We start from the raw sequence: 16,975 nt of genomic DNA, 5'->3' as shown, positions 1-16,975 counted from the left end.
GCGGAAAGCTACAGCGCGAGGTAGCGCTGACGAATATTTTCGTTGGCTTTCAGCTCTTCGATCCCGGATGTGTAGACGATCTGGCCCTTGTCGATAACCGTCGCGTGGGTCGCAAGGCCAAGGCAAAAATGCATGTTCTGCTCGGCGATCAGCACCGTCGCTCCGGTGCCGCGGAGTTGCCGAAGCAACTCGCCAATCCGCTGCACGATTATCGGCGCCAGGCCCTCGCTCGGCTCGTCCAGCAGCAGCAGCGCCGGATTGCCCATCAACGTGCGCGCAATCGCCAGCATCTGCTGTTCGCCGCCGGACAGCCTTCCCGCGATCCGGTAACGCAACGGCTCCAACAGCGGAAATATGTCATAGATGCGCCGGATCGGCCATTCGTCCTCGCCATTCGGCCCCTTCTTGGCCCCGATGACCAGATTATCCTCGACGGTGTGTTCGGGAAAGATCTGGCGATCCTCGGGCACGAAGCCGAGCCCGGCGCGCGCGATGTGATGCGGCTTCAGCCCGGAGACAACCCTGCCCTGCAAGGTGACGGTGCCGCGGCGGGCCGGAACGAGCCCCATGATCGCTTTCATGGTGGTCGACTTGCCGGCGCCGTTGCGGCCGAGCAGCGCCATCGTCTCGCCCTGCCGCACCGACAGGCCGACGCCGAACAAGATCTGGCTGGTGCCGTAATAGACGTCGAGGTCCTCGACCTGCACGATCGGTTGCGCACTCATGCGAGGGCTCCGGCGTGATGTTCGGTGCCGAGATAGGCCTCGATCACCGCCTCGTTGCGGCGAATAGCATCCGCCTTGCCTGTTGCAAGAATGCGGCCGTAGCAGAGCACGACGATCTCGGGCGCGATCTTGAACACGATATCCATGTCGTGCTCGATGAACACCACCGTGATCTTCTGCTTGTCCCAGAGCTCCCTCACCTTGTCGATCATCCGCCAGCGCTCTTCGGTGCCCATGCCAGCAGTCGGCTCGTCGAGCAGCAGCACCTTCGGGTCGAGCACCAGAGCGAGTGCGATATCGAGCAGCTTCTGGTCACCATGCGACAGCGTCGCTGCGGTGCGGTTCCGCTTGCTGGCCAAGCCCAGCAATTCCATCGCATGCTCGGCGCGGTCGCGGGTCTCCGCCAGCGGGAAGCGCCGGTGCAGGATGCTGGCCCTGCCCTGATCGGCACAGACGGCCGCCAGCATCGTCTCCTGCACCGTCAATGATGGGAAGATGCTCGCAACCTGAAAGGCGCGGCCTATTCCATGCCGAACGATTTCCGGAGGCGAGCGCCCGGCGAGATCGATGCCGTTGAGCAGGATCTGGCCGGAATCCGGCTTCAGCGCGCCGGTGATCAGGTTGAAGAAAGTACTCTTGCCGGCGCCGTTAGGGCCGATCACGGCGGTGAGCGAACCATCGGCGAAATCGAGCGTCACATTGTCCGTCGCCTTGACGCCGCCAAACGATTTGGAAAGGGAGCGTATCTCCAGCATAGCTAGCCGCGCTCCCCAGCACCGTTACGGCGTTGCCCGTACCATTCGACCGCAAAATCCATCAGGCCCTTCCGTAGCCCGATCGCAAAGAACAGGATCACAATCCCCAGCACGAGTCCGTGATAATCGGTCAGGCGGGTGACGGTGTCATTGAGGATCAGTAGCAGCACGGTGCCGACCATCGGCCCGAGGAATGTGGTCACGCCGCCGAGCATGTTTATGAAGATGCCCTCACCCGAAATGGTCCAATAGGCGAATTCCGGATAGGCCCCGGAGACGAATAGCGCCATGATGATCCCGCCGGTCGAGGCGAACAGCGCCGCAAGCACGAAGATCGTCAACTTGGCACGCCAGACGTCGATGCCGATGAAGCTCGCACGCATGGCGTTGTCGCGGATCATGCGCAGCGTGTAGCCGAACGGCGATTGCGCGATCCGGTGCATCAAGAACAATCCGATCACCAACAGCGCGCAGCTTGTAACATAGAGATGCAGTTGGTTCGATAGATCAATGCCCAGGAACGACGGCCGCGGAATGCCACCACGCAATCCCTGATCGCCGCCGGTCAGCGATACCCAGGAGAGGATTGTCGAATGGATCAGCATCTGGAACGCCAGTGTTACAAAGGCGAAATAGATTTCCTTCAGCCGCACGCAGATGGCACCAATGACGAGGGCTACGAAAAATGTGATCGCCAGTGTTGCAACGAAAGCCACCGGGACGGCAACACCGGTCTTCTGCATCATCAACCCGAAGCCGTAGGCGCCAAGGCCGAAGAACATGCCATGGCCAAACGAGATCAGGCCGGTGTAACCGACCAGAAGGTTGAGTGATGTCGCGAACAGCCCGTAGGCGGCGCAGCGGATCACGAAGTCGAGCAGCACTTTGCTGCCGAAGACCGCCGGCAACAGGGCAAGCACGATAAAGACTGCAAGCGCGATCAGGAGATCCCGGTTACGCCGCGTCTTTGGCTGCGCGTGGGCGACATCCAGTGCCGGCGCGCCCTGCTCGGCCTGCAATTCGGTCATGCGACCTCCTTGCCGAAGAGGCCGGTCGGCCGCGACACCAACACGATCACCATGAAGAGGTACATCAGCCCTTCGGTAAACAGCGGGAAGCCGAGTGAACCGAACGAGCGGATCATGCCGATCAGAATCGCACCGATCAGCGCGCCCAGGATCGAACCCATCCCTCCGATCACGGTGACGATGAAGGATTCGATCAGCACCGAAAATCCCATGCCTGGCGTCAGCGACCGCACCGGCGCGGCGAGCGCGCCAGCAAGTCCCGCCAGCATGCCGCCAAGCGCGAACACGCCACCATAGATCAGGCCAGTGTTGATGCCGAGCGCGGATACCATGCCTGGATTGTGCGCGGCAGCCCGGATTACCTTGCCGATCCTGGTGCGGGCAAGACCGAGCCCGAGGATCATGGCGGCCGCGAGCGCGACACCGATCAAGAGCAGATAGTATGGTGGCACCACGCCGCCGGCGATGAACAACGGCGCCACCTGGAACGCCGCCGGCATGCCCATCGATTTGAATTCGGGCCCCCAGATCATCCGCACCACGTCATCAAAGATCAGCACGAAGGCGTAGCAGACGAGAAGCTGCATCAGCACGTCAGCGCCGTAGACCCGGCTCATGAAGACGCGTTCGAAGATTAGACCGAGGATGGCGGTACCCGCCGCGCCGCACAGCATCGCCAGCGCAAAACTGCCGGAAAGCTGATAGGCCGTCATGGCGAAATAGGCGCCGAACATGTAGAAGGCGCCGTGGCTGAAGTTGACGACCTTCAGCACGCCGAAGATCAGCGTCAGCCCAACGGCGACGAGAAACAGCAACATGCCGATGATAAAGCCGCTGGTGGTTTGCGTCACCAGACAGGCGGAGCTGGCGAGACAGCCGGTAAGCGCGTCAAGGTCCAAGGGAATACATCCATTCCAGCGCGCCGGAACAGCACGCGAAAATCATTCGGCGGCGACCGGGAGGCAGCTTGCGCTACCTCCGCCTTCGCGGTCAATCAGGTGTAGCCCTTGCTCTTCTTCCACTCGGCTTCGAGTTCGAAGATCGTTTTCCAGTCGCCCGCCTGAACCTGCGGCACATAAGGCTCCTGTGGGATCGTGGTTCCCCAGCCGATCGCATAGCCGACCAAGGTCTGGTCCTCGGCGCGCATGGTGACGGTGCCGTCAGCGCCGAAGGGCGACTTGATCTTGAGACCGCGGAGCGCCTCCGCAATCTTCTTGCCATCGGCCGAATTCGCCTTCTTCGATGCTTCGGCGAGCAGCATGATCGCGGTGGCATTCTCCCAGGACCAGTTGGTGGGATACTCGTTGTATTTCGCCTTGTAGGCGTCGCCCCACGCGGCGTTCTCCGGGGTTGCAGGATATGTCTTGATGTAACGGTTACCGGAGTGAATGCCCTTCGGCAGGTTCTTCACGACAGTCAGCGCAGTGTAGTCGGCCATGTTGACTGCAAACACTTCCATCTGACTGAACAGCGCGTAGATGTTGGCTTGGTCGATGTAGGACGTGAGATCGCCGCCCCACAGGCAGGAATACAGCGCCTGCGGCTTGGCCTGCAGGATCTTTGTTACGACCTCGGTGTAATCAGGCTGGAACAGCTTTGGCCAGGACTCGCTGATGATCTCGATGTCGGGCGCGAAGCGCTTCAGATACGTCACGTATTCGCCGGTGGTATCGCGGCCATAGGCGTAGTCGGGCGAACAGGTCGCCCATTTCTTCAGGCCCTTGGCTTTCGCAATCGCCGCAGCATAGCTGCCGCCAACGATCGAATCATGCACGCCCTGGCGCGCGGTGCGGAACGCGTTTGGAATGTGCTGCTTGGGATCGGCGGTCAGCGCGGAAGTTTCCGAATTGGTGTGAAGGCAGAGCACGCCGAGATCGCGCGCCACCTCGTGCACCGCGAATGCGCCGGACGATGCTTCCGCATCGATCAGGATTTCGCATCCATCAGTATTGACGAGTTCGCGCGCCACGCGGGCGGCTTCCTGTGGCTGCCCCTTGGAATCGCGGATCACCATTTCGATCGTTCGGCCGGCCAGTCCGCCGGCAGCATTGACCTTTTCGATCTCCAGCATCACCGCATTGCGCGACGAGGTTCCGAGCTGCGCGACGCGCCCAGAGAGAATGGTCGGCATACCGATCTTGATCGTCTTGGCTTGCGCGCGCGCCACCCAGGGCATCGCGAACGTTGCGGCACCGGCGCCCATCATCGCCAACGTCGCGCGTCGGCTCATGCCCGGTTTGCGGGTTCTCGTCATTGCTTCCTCCCTGTGGGGTTGGCGTTCCCAAATCCCTCCCGGAGATCGTGACGTCTCCGTATCGCCTGAGGATTTCAGAGCGAGGGGGGTGACGTCAAGCCAAATATGAATTACGACTCACAATTCATCTAGGGAGAGGACGGGCCGGAACTGCCCTTTTCGAGCGGTAATGATCAACCTATCCAGCTTCATCGCTTTTCATGCCAGGCGGACGCCGGATCGCTGTGCGCTGAAATACCGCGGCGAGGATGTCTCCTACGCCGAGTTCGACGACCGCATCCGGCGGGTCGGCGGCTGGCTCGCCGGGCGTGGCATTGGTCCCGGCGACGTCGTTGCGGTGCTGATGAAGAACAGCACGGCGTTTCTCGAACTGGTGTTTGCGACCAGCCACATCGGCGCAGTGTTTCTGCCGATCAACTATCGGCTATCCGCCGACGATGTCGGTTACATCGTGGGCAATTCCGGTGCGCGCATCCTGATCGCAGATGAAGAACTCGCGGGCATCGCCGCAGGGGGTGTACCGGTGGTGCTGCTCGATGCGTCAGCGCAATCCACGGCCACACGGCTTGCGCCTGATATCGCGCTCGCCCCCATGCACGTGAGGCAGGCCCGCGACCTGATGCGGCTGATGTACACGTCAGGCACGACGGATCGCCCCAAGGGCGTGATGCTCACTTACGAGAACATGTACTGGAAGTCGGCCGATCAGACGGTTGTACTGGGGCTGAATGCGGAAACGCGATTGCTGGTGGTCGGTCCGCTCTACCATGTCGGCGCGCTCGATTTGCCCGGGATTGCGGTGCTCTGGCGTGGCGGCCTGCTATCTATCCACCGCAACTTCGAGCCGGAGCAGGCGCTCGCCGCGATCGAGGCCGAGAAGCTCAACGCCGCCTGGTTTGCACCGGTCATGACGACCGCGATCCTCACCTGCCCGACCCGCGACCGCTACGATGTCTCCAGCCTGCGATGGGCGATCGGCGGCGGCGAGAGAACCCCGGAAGCGCGCATCCGCGCCTTCTCCGATTATTTCAAGAACGCCCGCTATATCGACGCCTATGGGCTGACGGAGACCTGCGGCGGCGACACCTTCATGGAAGCCGGCCGCGAGATCGAAAAGATCGGCTCGACCGGCCGCGCCGTTGCCCATGTCGAAATCGAAATTCGCGATGACGCTGGCAACCGGCTGCCATCAGGCCAGAACGGCGAGATCTGTCTCCGCGGCCCCAAGGTCACGCAGGGCTACTGGAAAGATCCCGAGAAAACCGCGTCCGCCTTCTTTGGCGACTGGTTTCGCACCGGCGACATCGGGTATCTCGACGACGACGGCTTCCTCTATCTGACCGACCGCAAGAAGGACATGATCATCTCCGGCGGCGAGAACATCGCCTCCTCCGAGGTCGAGCGCGTCATCTACGAATTGCCGCAGGTGCGCGAGGTCGCGGTCATCGGCATGCCGGACGAACGCTGGGGCGAAAAGCCGGTTGCCGTCGTTGTGCTCACGGATGGCGCCACGCTGGAATTGCCTAATCTCATCGAATATTGCCGCGCGCGCCTCGCCGGCTTCAAGGTACCGAAACAACTCATCATCCACGACAGCCTGCCGCGCAACCCCTCAGGCAAGGTTCTCAAGCGCGTGCTGCGCGCCGAACTGGAAACTCACGCATGACGCAATCATCGCAAGCTGCATCGGGCAAAGTGACAAAACTCAACCGCGTCGAGCGCAACGCGTGGACCAAGCGCAGATTATTCGATGCCGCCACCAAGATCGTCGGCAAGTACGGTTACGCCGAGGCTTCCGTTGCCCGCATCACCGAGGCAGCCGGCGTGGCCCAAGGCACGTTCTACAATCACTTCGAGAACCGCCAGGAACTGCTTGATCAATTGCTGCCGAAGATCGGCATCGACATGGTCCACTTCATCCGCGAGCGCACGGGGACCGCAGATGCCGCAAGGCAGGAGATCGAGCGCTTCAGCGCCTTTTTCGATTTCATCCGCGAGGTTCCGGAGTTCCTGCGCATCCTCAATGAGGCCGAATATTTTGCACCCGTCGGCTACCAGAAGCATCTCGATAATATCGCGACCGCCTACGTCCGCATCCTCAAGCGCGCCCGCACTGCTGGCGCGATCGTGGATTTCAGCGACGAGGAGTTCGAAGCCATCGTTCACATGTTCATGGGTGCACGCGGCTATCTGAGCCGACGTTACTCCTATTCCGGCGGCGCGGTAACGGCGGCGCCCGAGCATGTCATCTCCGCTTACCGAAAGCTGGTCACGCGCGGGCTGTTCACACCGGATAAAGGCAACAGCCATGACCGCTGAAGGCATCGTTCTCGTCACCGGCGGCAGCCGCGGCATTGGCGCTGCAACGGCAACGCTTCTCGCCGCTCAAGGCCAAAAGGTCGTTATTGTCGATATTGCGCCCGAACCGCTCGCGGAAACGCAAACCATCCTGTGGCCCGCGCCCTTCGACGTCGCGAACGAAAGCGCTGTCGTCAGCGGCATCGCTGGTATCGAAACCGCCCACGGCCCGATCACAGGTCTCGTCAACGCCGCCGGCGTGTTCGGCAAGATGCACAAAATCGAACGCGTGCGGATGGAACAATGGGATCGCGAGGTCAATATCGACCTACGCGGCACCTTTCTGGTAGCCCGCAGCGTCGGCGTGAAGATGGCCGAGCGCCGGCGCGGCGCGATCGTCAATGTCGCCTCCGTTGCCGGCATGACCTCAGGCCCGATCCACGCCTACACGGCCGCGAAGGCCGGCGTCATCCAGATCACGCAGACGCTGGCTGCCGAGTGGGGCCGCAGTGGTGTCCGCGTTAATGCAGTCTCGCCCGGTTTCACGCGGACGGCGGCGCTGGAAGCCGGCATCGCTTCGGGTGCGCTGAACAAGAAATGGCTCGAAAGCCCGACCGCGATGAACCGGCTGGTCGAGCCAGTCGAGGTCGCACAGGCCATCGCGTGGCTGCTGTCGCCGCTGAGCAGCGGCATCACCGGAATCAACCTCCCTGTCGACGCCGGCTATATCGCCGGTACCACCTGGGCCGCCTATGGCGGCTTGCCCGAAGCACCAGGCGCGTAAACGAGGACACCAGCATGAATATCGAGCTGCCGCGCAAGAAACTCGATCTGTCATCGGCCATCGCCGAGGGCGATATCCGCGTCCTGTTGATGGTCCTGGTGCATATGACCGGCGACGAGCGTTGGCTGGAGCCTCCCTGCAAGCCCAAGCGCGACGTCCGCCTGATTCCGGATCCGCAAGCCGGCATGCCACCGGAAATCCAGGCCGAGATCCGTGCCGCCGTCTTGAAGCTGTTCGCAAACGGTGAACCGAAGCCCGTCATCACCGATCCCGGCAATGAATTGATGCTGAAGATGATGCGCACGACGCTGGGCGAAGACGTCGCCCCTGAATATGCGCCGCTGATGCGCGAGGAAATGGGCTTCATTCCCCGGGAGGCGCGCTGGACTAAGCAACCTCCGAACGAAAAGCTCGCGCAGCAGCATGTGCTGATCGTCGGCGCCGGTGTCTGCGCCATCGCGCTGGGTGTTGCCCTTGGCCGGCTCGGCATCCCCTACACCATCGTCGAGAAGAACGACGAGCTCGGCGGCACTTGGTACGTCAATCGCTATCCGGGGTGCGGCGTCGATACGCCCAACCATTCGTACTCGTTCTCATTCGGTCCGCGTAATCCGTGGACGCGCTATTTCGCCCAACGCCAGGAATTGCTCGATTACCTCAAGAAGGTTGCGCTCGAATACGACATTCGAAAGCATCTTCGCCTCAACACGGAGCTGACATCATCGCGCTGGGACGAGAGCAAGCGGCGCTGGATATCGACGTTGAAGACCGCCAATGGCGAAGAGATATTTGAATCCACCACGCTGGTCAGCGCGATCGGTCAACTCAACGACCCCCACCCTGCGCACTTCAAGGGCGAGGAGGATTTCAGGGGAGTGATGCTGCACTCCGCGGTGTGGTCCGACGACATCAAGCTCGACGGCAAGCGCGTCGCCGTCATCGGCACCGGCGCCACCGCCATGCAACTGGTGCCGTCGATCGCGGACCGTGTGGCGTCGGTCACCGTTTATCAGCGTACCGCGCAATGGGCGCGCCCCGTGGCGGGTTATTCCGATCCGATCACCGAGGGCGCGCAGTGGCTGCTCGCGCATCTTCCATTCTATGTGCAGTGGTACCGCTTCAACATGTTCTGGCGCTACGGCGACGGCCTGCTGCCGTTCCTGCGCAAGGACCCCGACTGGCCGCATCCCGAGCGCGCCGTCAACAAAGGCAATGACCGGCATCGTGAAGAGCTGACCAATTTCATCCTGTCCGAATTGAAGGACCGTCCAGACCTAATCGAGAAATGTGTGCCGACCTACCCGCCCTACGGCAAGCGCATCCTGCTCGACAACAACTGGTTCAAGACGCTGACGAAGCCGAATGTCGAATTGGTCACCGACAGGATCGACCATTTCGCGCGCGACGGCATTGTCGCCTCCGACGGCAAGTTGCGGCCCGCAGACATCATCGTCATTTCCACCGGTTTCAAAGTCACGGAAATGGCCGCTCGCCTCAACATCACAGGGCGCGATGGAAAAAATCTGAAGTCGGCCTGGGCCAACGACAACCCGACCGCCTATCTTGGCCTCACCGTGCCGGACTTTCCCAATCTCTTCGTGATGCTTGGACCCAATTCAGGCCCGGCGCATGGCGGCAGCGTGATCTTCCAGTCTGAATGCCAGAGCCGCTACATCTCCGCCTGCCTCGTCGAAATGATCGAGCAAGGCATCGCTGCGATCGACGTTCGTCCGGAAGCGCACGATCAGTACATCAAGAAAGTGGATGCCGAGCACGAGCAATTGATCTGGACGCATCCCGGCATGACCACCTACTACCGCAACAAGCGAGGTCGAGTTTTTTCGGCGATGCCATGGCGGTTCGTGGATTACTGGGCGATGACCCACGATCCCGACCTATGTGACTATCGTCAGACAAAGGCTTGACCCAGTTCCCGGGAACCGGCCGAGCGACTTGCGTTTGGGACGGCTTGACACCAGCCAACATCTGCCGCAGCATTTCGCATGCTGCACCTGCCGGAGTCGCGGAGCATTTGCTCCCCACTTCGCAGGCATTGGCGCCCCGGTTATATGATCGAGACGACACGCAGCGGAACGGACATATAGTCCGTTGGCCAACTCTTGGAGAGGAGCATGACGCCACCGGGTCAGACCGGTGACCTTGCTCAGCGCAAGGTCCAGGTGCGATCGAGGTCATAGCAGCTGCCAGCCTCATTGCGCCTTCAACAATTCAAAGCTATCCGCAGGACTGGAGCGCAAAGGCCACGCGCATGCCGGATCCTGAGACCATACTGGTGTCTACCAGAAATCCTTCGTCTATAACGAAGATGTAGGGCCCCGCGATGCTCAAATGCACCGGGGCCCATTCGTTTTTGTAACGCCAAAAACCGCGTCGCGTTGTTTCATGCTCGGTTCGGATCGCCGATACTGATCGGATCGAAAAGGACACGCCATGGATAGACCGCGCGTAAGAATCTACACCGATTACAAGAGCCCTTATGCGTTCGTCGCCAACAAACGCCTGTTCGAGCTTGAGGAGATTTACGGCGTCGAACTCGAATGGCTGCCCTACACACTGCGCATTGCTGAATTCATGGGCACCATCGAAGAGCGCACGCCGCATTTCTGGCGCAAGGTGCGCTATGCCTATATGGACGCGCGCCGCTATGCCAACGCGCAAGGCCTCACCATGAAAGGTCCGCGGCGCATCTATGATGCCTTTTATGCCAGCGCCGGCATGCTGTTCGCCCGACGCCATGGCCTGTTCCGCCCATATCACGACAGGGTGTTCCGTGGGTTCTGGAGTCATGATCTCGAAATCGACAAGCTTTCCGATATTTCCGGTGTGATCGCCTCGCTCGGCGGGTCGTCAGAAGAATTCGAAGCTTACGTCCATGGCCCCGCACGGACAGAACACGACCGCATCATTGATGAGGCGGAGGCGCTCGGTGTGTTCGGCGTGCCGACCATGGTCTTCAATGGCGAATTATTCTGGGGCGGCGATCGCATCGACATGCTGATCGAACGCATCCGGAATCCGGAATCGATCGCGACGGCGCTGGGCAGCCGCCACCGGACGTGACGCAAGATTGTGTGCCATACTGCCAGCACCCTTGCGCTCAAGCAGCGGCCGCAGCGCTGACTTGTCTTGCTCATTTAACGCCGCGAACTTGTCGCGAAGCTGCTGCAGGCGCTTCACCTGATATTTGAATGGCGCCAGCGCATACGGCAGACCCCAAACGTTCATCTCTTAGGTAGGATCAGTTACCTATGTCTCCGGCTGGACAAAGCCCCAGAGCAGATGCCTGAGCCGGAGTAGGACAATAGCGCGCGGCAAGATATCTACCTGGTCCCGCGCGCCGTTTCCCGCAGATGCCATGGTACTGCGCATAGGAGCGGGCAGTGAAGCGGCGTTGCCGTCACACGGCGCGAGCGCGATCAAACTGATAGGTTTTCTAGCGCGCCCGGTTCAACTGCTGGGACACCCCGCTCCCCGGGCCGGATCCATGAGATGTTGACCGACGGTTGTCGGATCGAGAGCTGAAATTGTTCATTGCGGCGCCGACATCGGTCGTCGTTCGAGGTTGCGAAAATGAGAACTGATATTTTGGCGAGGTATGCCTGCTTCGACAATGGCGTCGCTTGACAGTCGAATTAAAGCGGCAAAGATGAGACATTCCGGGAAACCATCCGGCCCACTATGAGGCCGCCCTTTTATCAGTGGAAGCTGCGATGGAAATATTTTTGGCTGAGAGGGTCGCCTCGGTTAAGGACCAATCAAGCAAGACTTGCCGTTTTTGCAATAGAAAGCTCACCCTCGTGAGAACGATGGTTGAATTTGACAGCGGGGTTGTCGTTCATATGTTTGAATGCCCGTGCGGAGAGCGCATCTGGAAGGACTAGCAGAAACTGAAATGTCTTGCTGGCGCCCTTCTTCATACCTATGGCACTGCGCGCGGGGTTCCGGACGACCTTACCACTCGGGTTACCCGCCGAACGGCCTAATCGCGCGGAAGAGCTAGAGCGCAGGGAACTGAGCTGCGATTGGCTGGGTCAGTCCGCGTCCGGATTGGACAGAAGTTATTACTTGCAACAACGGCATCAGCGAAGACTGGACCAGCGCCGGATTGGAGCTGAAGCCGAAGCTGTGATACGCCGCCTTACGACCGGAAAGCGTCCAGCGTGTGGGCAACAAAGATGCCGACGCTAAGAGCGACAAGAAGTGCTGTAAGAGCTTCAAACATAGGGTTTCCAACCAATGGCCCAAGTAACATACTAGCTCGTTGCACAGTCAAAATGATTCAGGAGCAGGCGCAGCGGTTCTGTTGCGACTGGTGATTCACGGCAACGGTCCGCTGGCAGAAGGACGCCATCGCCTGAATCCGCCGGGCCGAAAGCAGTAGAGTTGGGCAGAAGGCTAACAAATGATCTGTTTGCGTCTTGCTGTTCCTGCCATTCTAGCCGCTGCTGTCCTGGCAGGTTGCTTTACCTATTTGGTTACGCCGCCGAGCGCTCAGGTCGAGGCCGATCAGCGATTACCGCCGACCGTGCTCAAGTTCGGAGGCCCTGACGCGACTGCTTCAACAAGCGTAGCTTTGATCTACACCCAACTGCGGATGAGCAAGCAGCCGCGGCCTACCGGGAAGCCGCCAAGGCGATCCTAAGGCGAGCGCCGAATGCGCAAGCGTCCGCCGAGGCCAATGCGCTACCAGCCAGGAGACCTATCCCATTGCCGAAGAGGCGCCCGATCACGCGCCATTGACTTTTAGGGAAGCCCCTGGTGCGTTGGGAAGCTGGACCATCCTGGATAACTGCGTTTGCCCGCCCGATCGAGATCCGCCCGGTTGCTGGCACTATCCAACCGTGCCGCTGGATAGATTCCCTAATCAGAACTGGGTACGATCTGTCCACCATTTGAAGGCGGGCGGTACGGCTCAGTTGCGTGGCGTCTCCGCGATCGAATTGGAATGCAGTCATTATTGCAGCAAAGGCGTCAACTAGGTCATTGCGATGATTGATAGAGGAAAGATGGAATCCTTCACGGTCCATGCATCTAAGGACGGCAATTGGGTCGAAACGGAGAATACCACCCCCGACGTTCTGTAGCCAAAGCGAAAGGCCTCCACAAAACAGGATGGGAGGTGCACATCACGGACTCGGACGGACAGGCGCTACGGTCCGACACGGTTCATTGAGATTCTATCATTCGATCGAAACTCGTCGATCAAGGTCTAGCTTTTCCGCTCCTCTTGGAAAGCATCCACAGGCTGACAAAGGCTGGTCGCGCGAGTGCGATCCCATATCATTGCCAGGTGGCTGGCCCTGACCACCCTGCGAGACGCTGCCACTATTTATATTTGGCGGACTTCCGCGAAGAAATTCTGCTGCGCCGATGGCAGGCGGCCATCGGACTCTTATGCTGGTCCTCGAACCGGGTGGACGCGTTGGCGTTTGCGCACACAAACCAAGGCCAGGTTCGCAAATTTAAGGGAACAGGCGAACGCTTTGGTTCACAAGGCGACAACCAGGTTGGCGGCAAGGCTCCGCTGAGGTTTCGCCGAACACGCGGCTACCGAGACCTAATTTCAAACGACCCGCAAGGCGTTGCTTTCCAGTAGGAGGTTCTGGACGCGATCAGGTTCTTGTTGAAAGGCCGCCTCCTGGCGGCTTTTCTTTTGCTAGTATTTCATTGTGTAATGAGTCGCGCCATTCTCTTGGGGCTGGGCATGAACGACCGAGAACTGGAGGAGATGGAGCTTAACGACCTTTGGGACCTGCACCAGACGATCATCGAGATCCTAAATCGAAAACTCGAGAACGAAAAGCGCAAGCTTCAAAACAGACTGGATGAGCTTGGTCGCAAGTTCGGTCGATCCCCGACTGACGTCCCGCAACGTCGGCGCTACCTCACGGTCGAGCCGAAGTTTAGAAATCCCGACAACCCCTCAGAGACGTGGTCGGGACGCGGCAGAATCCCAAGATGGCTAGCCATACTCATCGCGTCCGGAAGGAACCGCAATGAGTTTCGGATCGGATAATTTGCTGGACAGGCCGCCTTCGCGGCGGTCCTTCATTTGGCCCGACTATCCTGTCTGCTCCTCAGAAGCTTTCGCCGTTCCGCTGTCAGCGCGAAACCAACCCCGATGATGATAAGCGCAAGCGTCGCACGCAGGCTTCCTGGTGCGATGCAATTAATGCAGGTTCCGATTACTGACGCCGTGACGTTGCCCCACCGGCTTAATCCAGTTTGAAGTTCGTTCTGGCCCACGACAACGACCAGAGCATGAAGCGCAGTCGCTTTTCGGAAGAGCAGATCATCGGGATTTTGAAGGAGCACGAGGCCGGGTTTCGGTCGTGGGGGGTTTTACCTAGTTCGACGGCCGACAAATCGAACTGTATCCAATCCAGCAGGCCTTGAACATCTGTGACATTGCGGCTGCATCGTTGGCAGGGTTGGTGAACTTTGCAACTTACACTGCCGGTCGAACAATGGTACGCATCCGGTGACGGCCCCCGGTTAGGCCGTTCTGGGTGGAGGACTGATTAGGCTCAAGCCGCGTGAGCGATGCTCTGAAGCCGCCAATTCCAAGGCAGGAGTTCGTGGATGCGTTTGGCGGGGTAATCTGGCAGGCGGGCCAGCACGTCGGCGAGCCAAGCTTGTGGATCGATGTCGCTGAGCTTGGCGGTGGCGATGAGGGTGTAGATCGCAGCCGCACGCCGACCGCCCTCGTCGGAGCCGGCGAAGGTCCAGTTTCTTCTGCCCACGGCGACGGCCCGTAGCTCGCGCTCGGCGGCGTTGTTCGACATGCACAGGCGCCCGTCATCAAGGAAGCGGGTGAATGCATCCCAGCGGCTGAGGCAGTAGTTGATCGCCTTGGTCGTCTCGTTGTTCCTGGAGAGCTTGTCCCGCTGCTCGCGCAGCCAAGCGTGCAGTTCGGTGATCAATGGTCGACTGCGCTCCTGGCGCACGTGCCGGCGCTCCTGCGGCGCGAGACCGTTGATCTCGCGCTCGATGGCGAACAGGACGTCGATGCGCTTGACCGCCTCGGCCGCGATCGGCGCCTTGCTGAGCCGTGCCAGATCGAAGAACTTGCGCCGGCCGTGCGCCCAGCACGCGGCCTCGATGATCGGACCTGCTTTGCGATTGGCCTCGTAGAGCTTGCCAAAACCGGCATAGGCGTCGGCCTGCATCAGCCCGGCATAGCCCGCCAGATGTTGCTCCGGGTGCTCACCGCTACGATCCGGCGAATAGAAGAACACGGCGGCCGGCGGATCGGGGCCGGCGAACGGTCGGTCGTCGCGCGCATAGGTCCAGAGCCGGCCGGTCCGCGTCTTGCCCTTGGCCAGGACCGGCACCGTGGTGTCGTCTGCATGGATGCGCTCGGCAGCGAAGACATGGCTCCGGATTGCATCGACCAGCGGCATCAGGGTTGCGGCCGACGCGCCCACCCAGTCGGCGAGCGTCGATACGTCGAGGTCGATGCCTTCGCGCTGGTAGACGTCGCTCTGACGATTGAGCGGCAGGTGCAGGCCGTACTTGGCGAACAAGATATGAGCGAGCAGCTTCGGCCCCGCACGTCCACGCGCAATCGGGTGCGAGGGCGCCGGCGGCTGAGTGATCGCCTCGCAGGCCCGGCAGACGAGCTTCTCGCGCACGTGCTGGATCACTTTCCACTGGCGCGGGATGAGCTCCAGCATCTCGGTCACGTCCTCGCCGATCTTACGCAATCGGTTGTCGCCGCAGCATGGGCAGGTCGCAGGCACCGGATAGACAATGCGCTCCCGCGGCAAATGCTCCGGCAGCGGCCGGCGCGCCGGCTTGCGGCGCTCGAATGGTGCCACCGTAATCTTGTCGGCTGCGGCCATCTGCGCCGCAGTCTCGGCTTGCGCGGCGTTCTCTTCCAGATCGGCGAGCTGCAGCTCGAGCTGGTCCAGCAATGCGCCTCGCTCGGAGGACTGTCCGAACTGCTCGTGCCGCAGCTTCTTGATCGTGAGCTTGAGCTTCTCGATCAGCAGTGTGTCCGTGCCTGAGCTTCCGCCTCCGCGGCCAAGCGGGCCGCTCGCTCGGCAAGCAGCATCGCCTTCAGCCTGGTCACATCGTCGGGGAGAGAATCATCGGCGCCCATCGCCGACCAGAGAATCACAAGACGCGGTCTCTGTCCGGACTGCCGATCGTGCCATCGATTCAAATCACAGCGATCAGCCGGCCGCCTGCGGTCGCCACGTGTGTTGCGGCATGCGCCAGTCAATGCCCTCCAGCAAGTAGCCGAGCTGGGCCGGGGTGATTGTCACCACGCCATCAGTCGACGACGGCCAGAGAAAGCGGCCGCGCTCCAGCCGCTTGGCGTAGAGCGACATACCCAGCCCATCATGCCAAAGGATCTTGATGAGCTTGCCGCTCTTGCCACGGAACACGTAGAGGTCGCCGCCGTGCGGGTCGCGCCTGAAGGCTTCCTGCACCAGCAAGGCCAGCGAGTTCATGCCGCGACGCATATCGGTATGACCGGTCGCAATCCACACCCGTACGCCCGACGCAATGGTGATCACCGCGGCCGTCCATCAGCCAGTGCCGCGACCGCGGCCTTTAGCGTCGCCGCGTCGACCGTACCCGTGATCCGCATCCGAACCCCGGCCGTGAACTCGATCTCGATCACGCCGCCGCCGGCCGACCCGACTGGACCAGGCGTCGCCCCCGATTCCGCGACCATCATCGCCGGTACGAAGCCTGTTTGATGGTTGGCATCCTTCGGCTCGGGGCGAAACGACCGTCGCCATCGGAGCAGCAATGAGCGCGAAACGCCGTATCGCCGCGCCGTCGCAGCGACCTGGCGCGGCGCCTGTAAGCTCTCCAGGACGATCTTGAGCTTCTCATCCTCGGACCAGCGCCGCCGCCGGCCTGTGTCCACCACTTCGAGCCGTTCAACCTGGGCGCTGCGCCTATCACTGTCCATAAGGACAGTTCTCAATAACGCGTCTCACTCGGCAAGGCGGCCTTCACCGGACGGATACGAACAATGCAGTCGAGCCGCGCCAGGTCACCGCGCACAACCGACCGATCACGTCCGAGCGTCTTTACACGACCAAGACCCAAAGCGGACATCGAGCGTCCATTCCACTCTTGGCTCCAGGGGG

14 protein-coding genes are annotated in these 16,975 nt (G+C 60.9%); 6 read left to right on the top strand and 8 right to left on the bottom strand.

The genetic code is table 11. From position 1 onward, the window contains the following. Positions 1 to 8: 8 nt before the first annotated feature. The 5 genes from RX328_RS18270 to RX328_RS18250 form a co-directional block, all read right to left on the bottom strand. Positions 9 to 725, bottom strand: a complete 717-nt coding sequence (locus RX328_RS18270; RefSeq protein WP_213255229.1) for an ABC transporter ATP-binding protein — start codon at positions 723 to 725, stop codon at positions 9 to 11. Continuing rightward, positions 722 to 1,480, bottom strand: coding sequence for an ABC transporter ATP-binding protein (locus tag RX328_RS18265; protein ID WP_213255226.1), 759 nt, complete (start codon positions 1,478 to 1,480; stop codon positions 722 to 724). The genes RX328_RS18270 and RX328_RS18265 overlap by 4 nt, the downstream gene beginning before the upstream one ends. 2 nt (positions 1,481 to 1,482) lie before the next feature. Next, a complete protein-coding gene (locus RX328_RS18260) occupies positions 1,483 to 2,508 on the bottom strand; it encodes a branched-chain amino acid ABC transporter permease (protein ID WP_213255224.1) in 1,026 nt (341 codons plus the stop codon). Beyond that, positions 2,505 to 3,407, bottom strand: coding sequence for a branched-chain amino acid ABC transporter permease (locus RX328_RS18255; RefSeq protein ID WP_213255222.1), 903 nt, complete (start codon positions 3,405 to 3,407; stop codon positions 2,505 to 2,507). The genes RX328_RS18260 and RX328_RS18255 overlap by 4 nt, the downstream gene beginning before the upstream one ends. A gap of 95 nt (positions 3,408 to 3,502) precedes the next feature. Continuing rightward, positions 3,503 to 4,762 carry an ABC transporter substrate-binding protein gene (locus RX328_RS18250; RefSeq protein WP_213255219.1) on the bottom strand — a complete coding sequence of 420 codons (1,260 nt, stop codon included), beginning with the start codon at positions 4,760 to 4,762 and terminating at the stop codon, positions 3,503 to 3,505. 169 nt (positions 4,763 to 4,931) lie between these two features. On the opposite strand from RX328_RS18250, the gene RX328_RS18245 reads away from it, so the two are divergent. The 6 genes from RX328_RS18245 (at position 4,932) to RX328_RS18220 (ending at position 13,881) form a co-directional block, all read left to right on the top strand. Then, positions 4,932 to 6,428, top strand: coding sequence for an AMP-binding protein (locus RX328_RS18245; RefSeq protein WP_213255216.1), 1,497 nt, complete (start codon positions 4,932 to 4,934; stop codon positions 6,426 to 6,428). Further along, positions 6,425 to 7,081: a TetR/AcrR family transcriptional regulator gene (locus RX328_RS18240; RefSeq protein WP_213255214.1), complete on the top strand. Its 657-nt coding sequence runs from the start codon at positions 6,425 to 6,427 to the stop codon at positions 7,079 to 7,081. The genes RX328_RS18245 and RX328_RS18240 overlap by 4 nt, the downstream gene beginning before the upstream one ends. Then, positions 7,071 to 7,844 carry an SDR family NAD(P)-dependent oxidoreductase gene (locus RX328_RS18235; RefSeq protein WP_213255212.1) on the top strand — a complete coding sequence of 258 codons (774 nt, stop codon included), beginning with the start codon at positions 7,071 to 7,073 and terminating at the stop codon, positions 7,842 to 7,844. Before RX328_RS18240 ends, RX328_RS18235 begins: the two co-directional genes overlap by 11 nt. A gap of 14 nt (positions 7,845 to 7,858) precedes the next feature. Continuing rightward, the gene (locus RX328_RS18230; protein ID WP_213255209.1) at positions 7,859 to 9,769 is read left to right on the top strand and encodes a flavin-containing monooxygenase; all 1,911 of its coding nucleotides are present in this window, start codon (positions 7,859 to 7,861) and stop codon (positions 9,767 to 9,769) included. Between the two features lie 526 nt (positions 9,770 to 10,295). Beyond that, positions 10,296 to 10,925 carry a 2-hydroxychromene-2-carboxylate isomerase gene (locus tag RX328_RS18225; protein ID WP_213255206.1) on the top strand — a complete coding sequence of 210 codons (630 nt, stop codon included), beginning with the start codon at positions 10,296 to 10,298 and terminating at the stop codon, positions 10,923 to 10,925. A gap of 2,614 nt (positions 10,926 to 13,539) precedes the next feature. Next, on the top strand, positions 13,540 to 13,881 hold the full coding sequence (locus RX328_RS18220; RefSeq protein WP_312018110.1) for an H-NS histone family protein: 342 nt from the start codon (positions 13,540 to 13,542) through the stop codon (positions 13,879 to 13,881). A 511-nt stretch (positions 13,882 to 14,392) separates the two neighbouring features. On the opposite strand, the gene tnpC is transcribed toward RX328_RS18220, so the two are convergent. The 3 genes from tnpC to tnpA all read right to left on the bottom strand — a co-directional run bounded on the left by tnpC (position 14,393) and on the right by tnpA (position 16,794). Further along, positions 14,393 to 15,969 (bottom strand): IS66 family transposase gene (gene tnpC / locus RX328_RS18215; RefSeq protein ID WP_410734066.1). Its coding sequence is split into 2 segments (ribosomal slippage): positions 14,393 to 15,871 and positions 15,874 to 15,969, totalling 1,575 coding nucleotides; the frame shifts between segments, so codons are not numbered across the junction. 73 nt (positions 15,970 to 16,042) lie between these two features. Continuing rightward, the gene (tnpB, locus tag RX328_RS18210) at positions 16,043 to 16,390 is read right to left on the bottom strand and encodes an IS66 family insertion sequence element accessory protein TnpB (RefSeq protein ID WP_317258776.1); all 348 of its coding nucleotides are present in this window, start codon (positions 16,388 to 16,390) and stop codon (positions 16,043 to 16,045) included. Then, the gene (gene tnpA, locus RX328_RS18205; RefSeq protein WP_213257743.1) at positions 16,387 to 16,794 is read right to left on the bottom strand and encodes an IS66-like element accessory protein TnpA; all 408 of its coding nucleotides are present in this window, start codon (positions 16,792 to 16,794) and stop codon (positions 16,387 to 16,389) included. The genes tnpB and tnpA overlap by 4 nt, the downstream gene beginning before the upstream one ends. Positions 16,795 to 16,975 lie beyond the last annotated feature (181 nt).

The organism is Bradyrhizobium sp. sBnM-33 (genome assembly GCF_032917945.1).
GTDB lineage: Bacteria > Pseudomonadota > Alphaproteobacteria > Rhizobiales > Xanthobacteraceae > Bradyrhizobium.
Note: the sequence above shows the minus strand (reverse complement) of the source record. Positions and strands in the feature narration are given on the sequence as shown.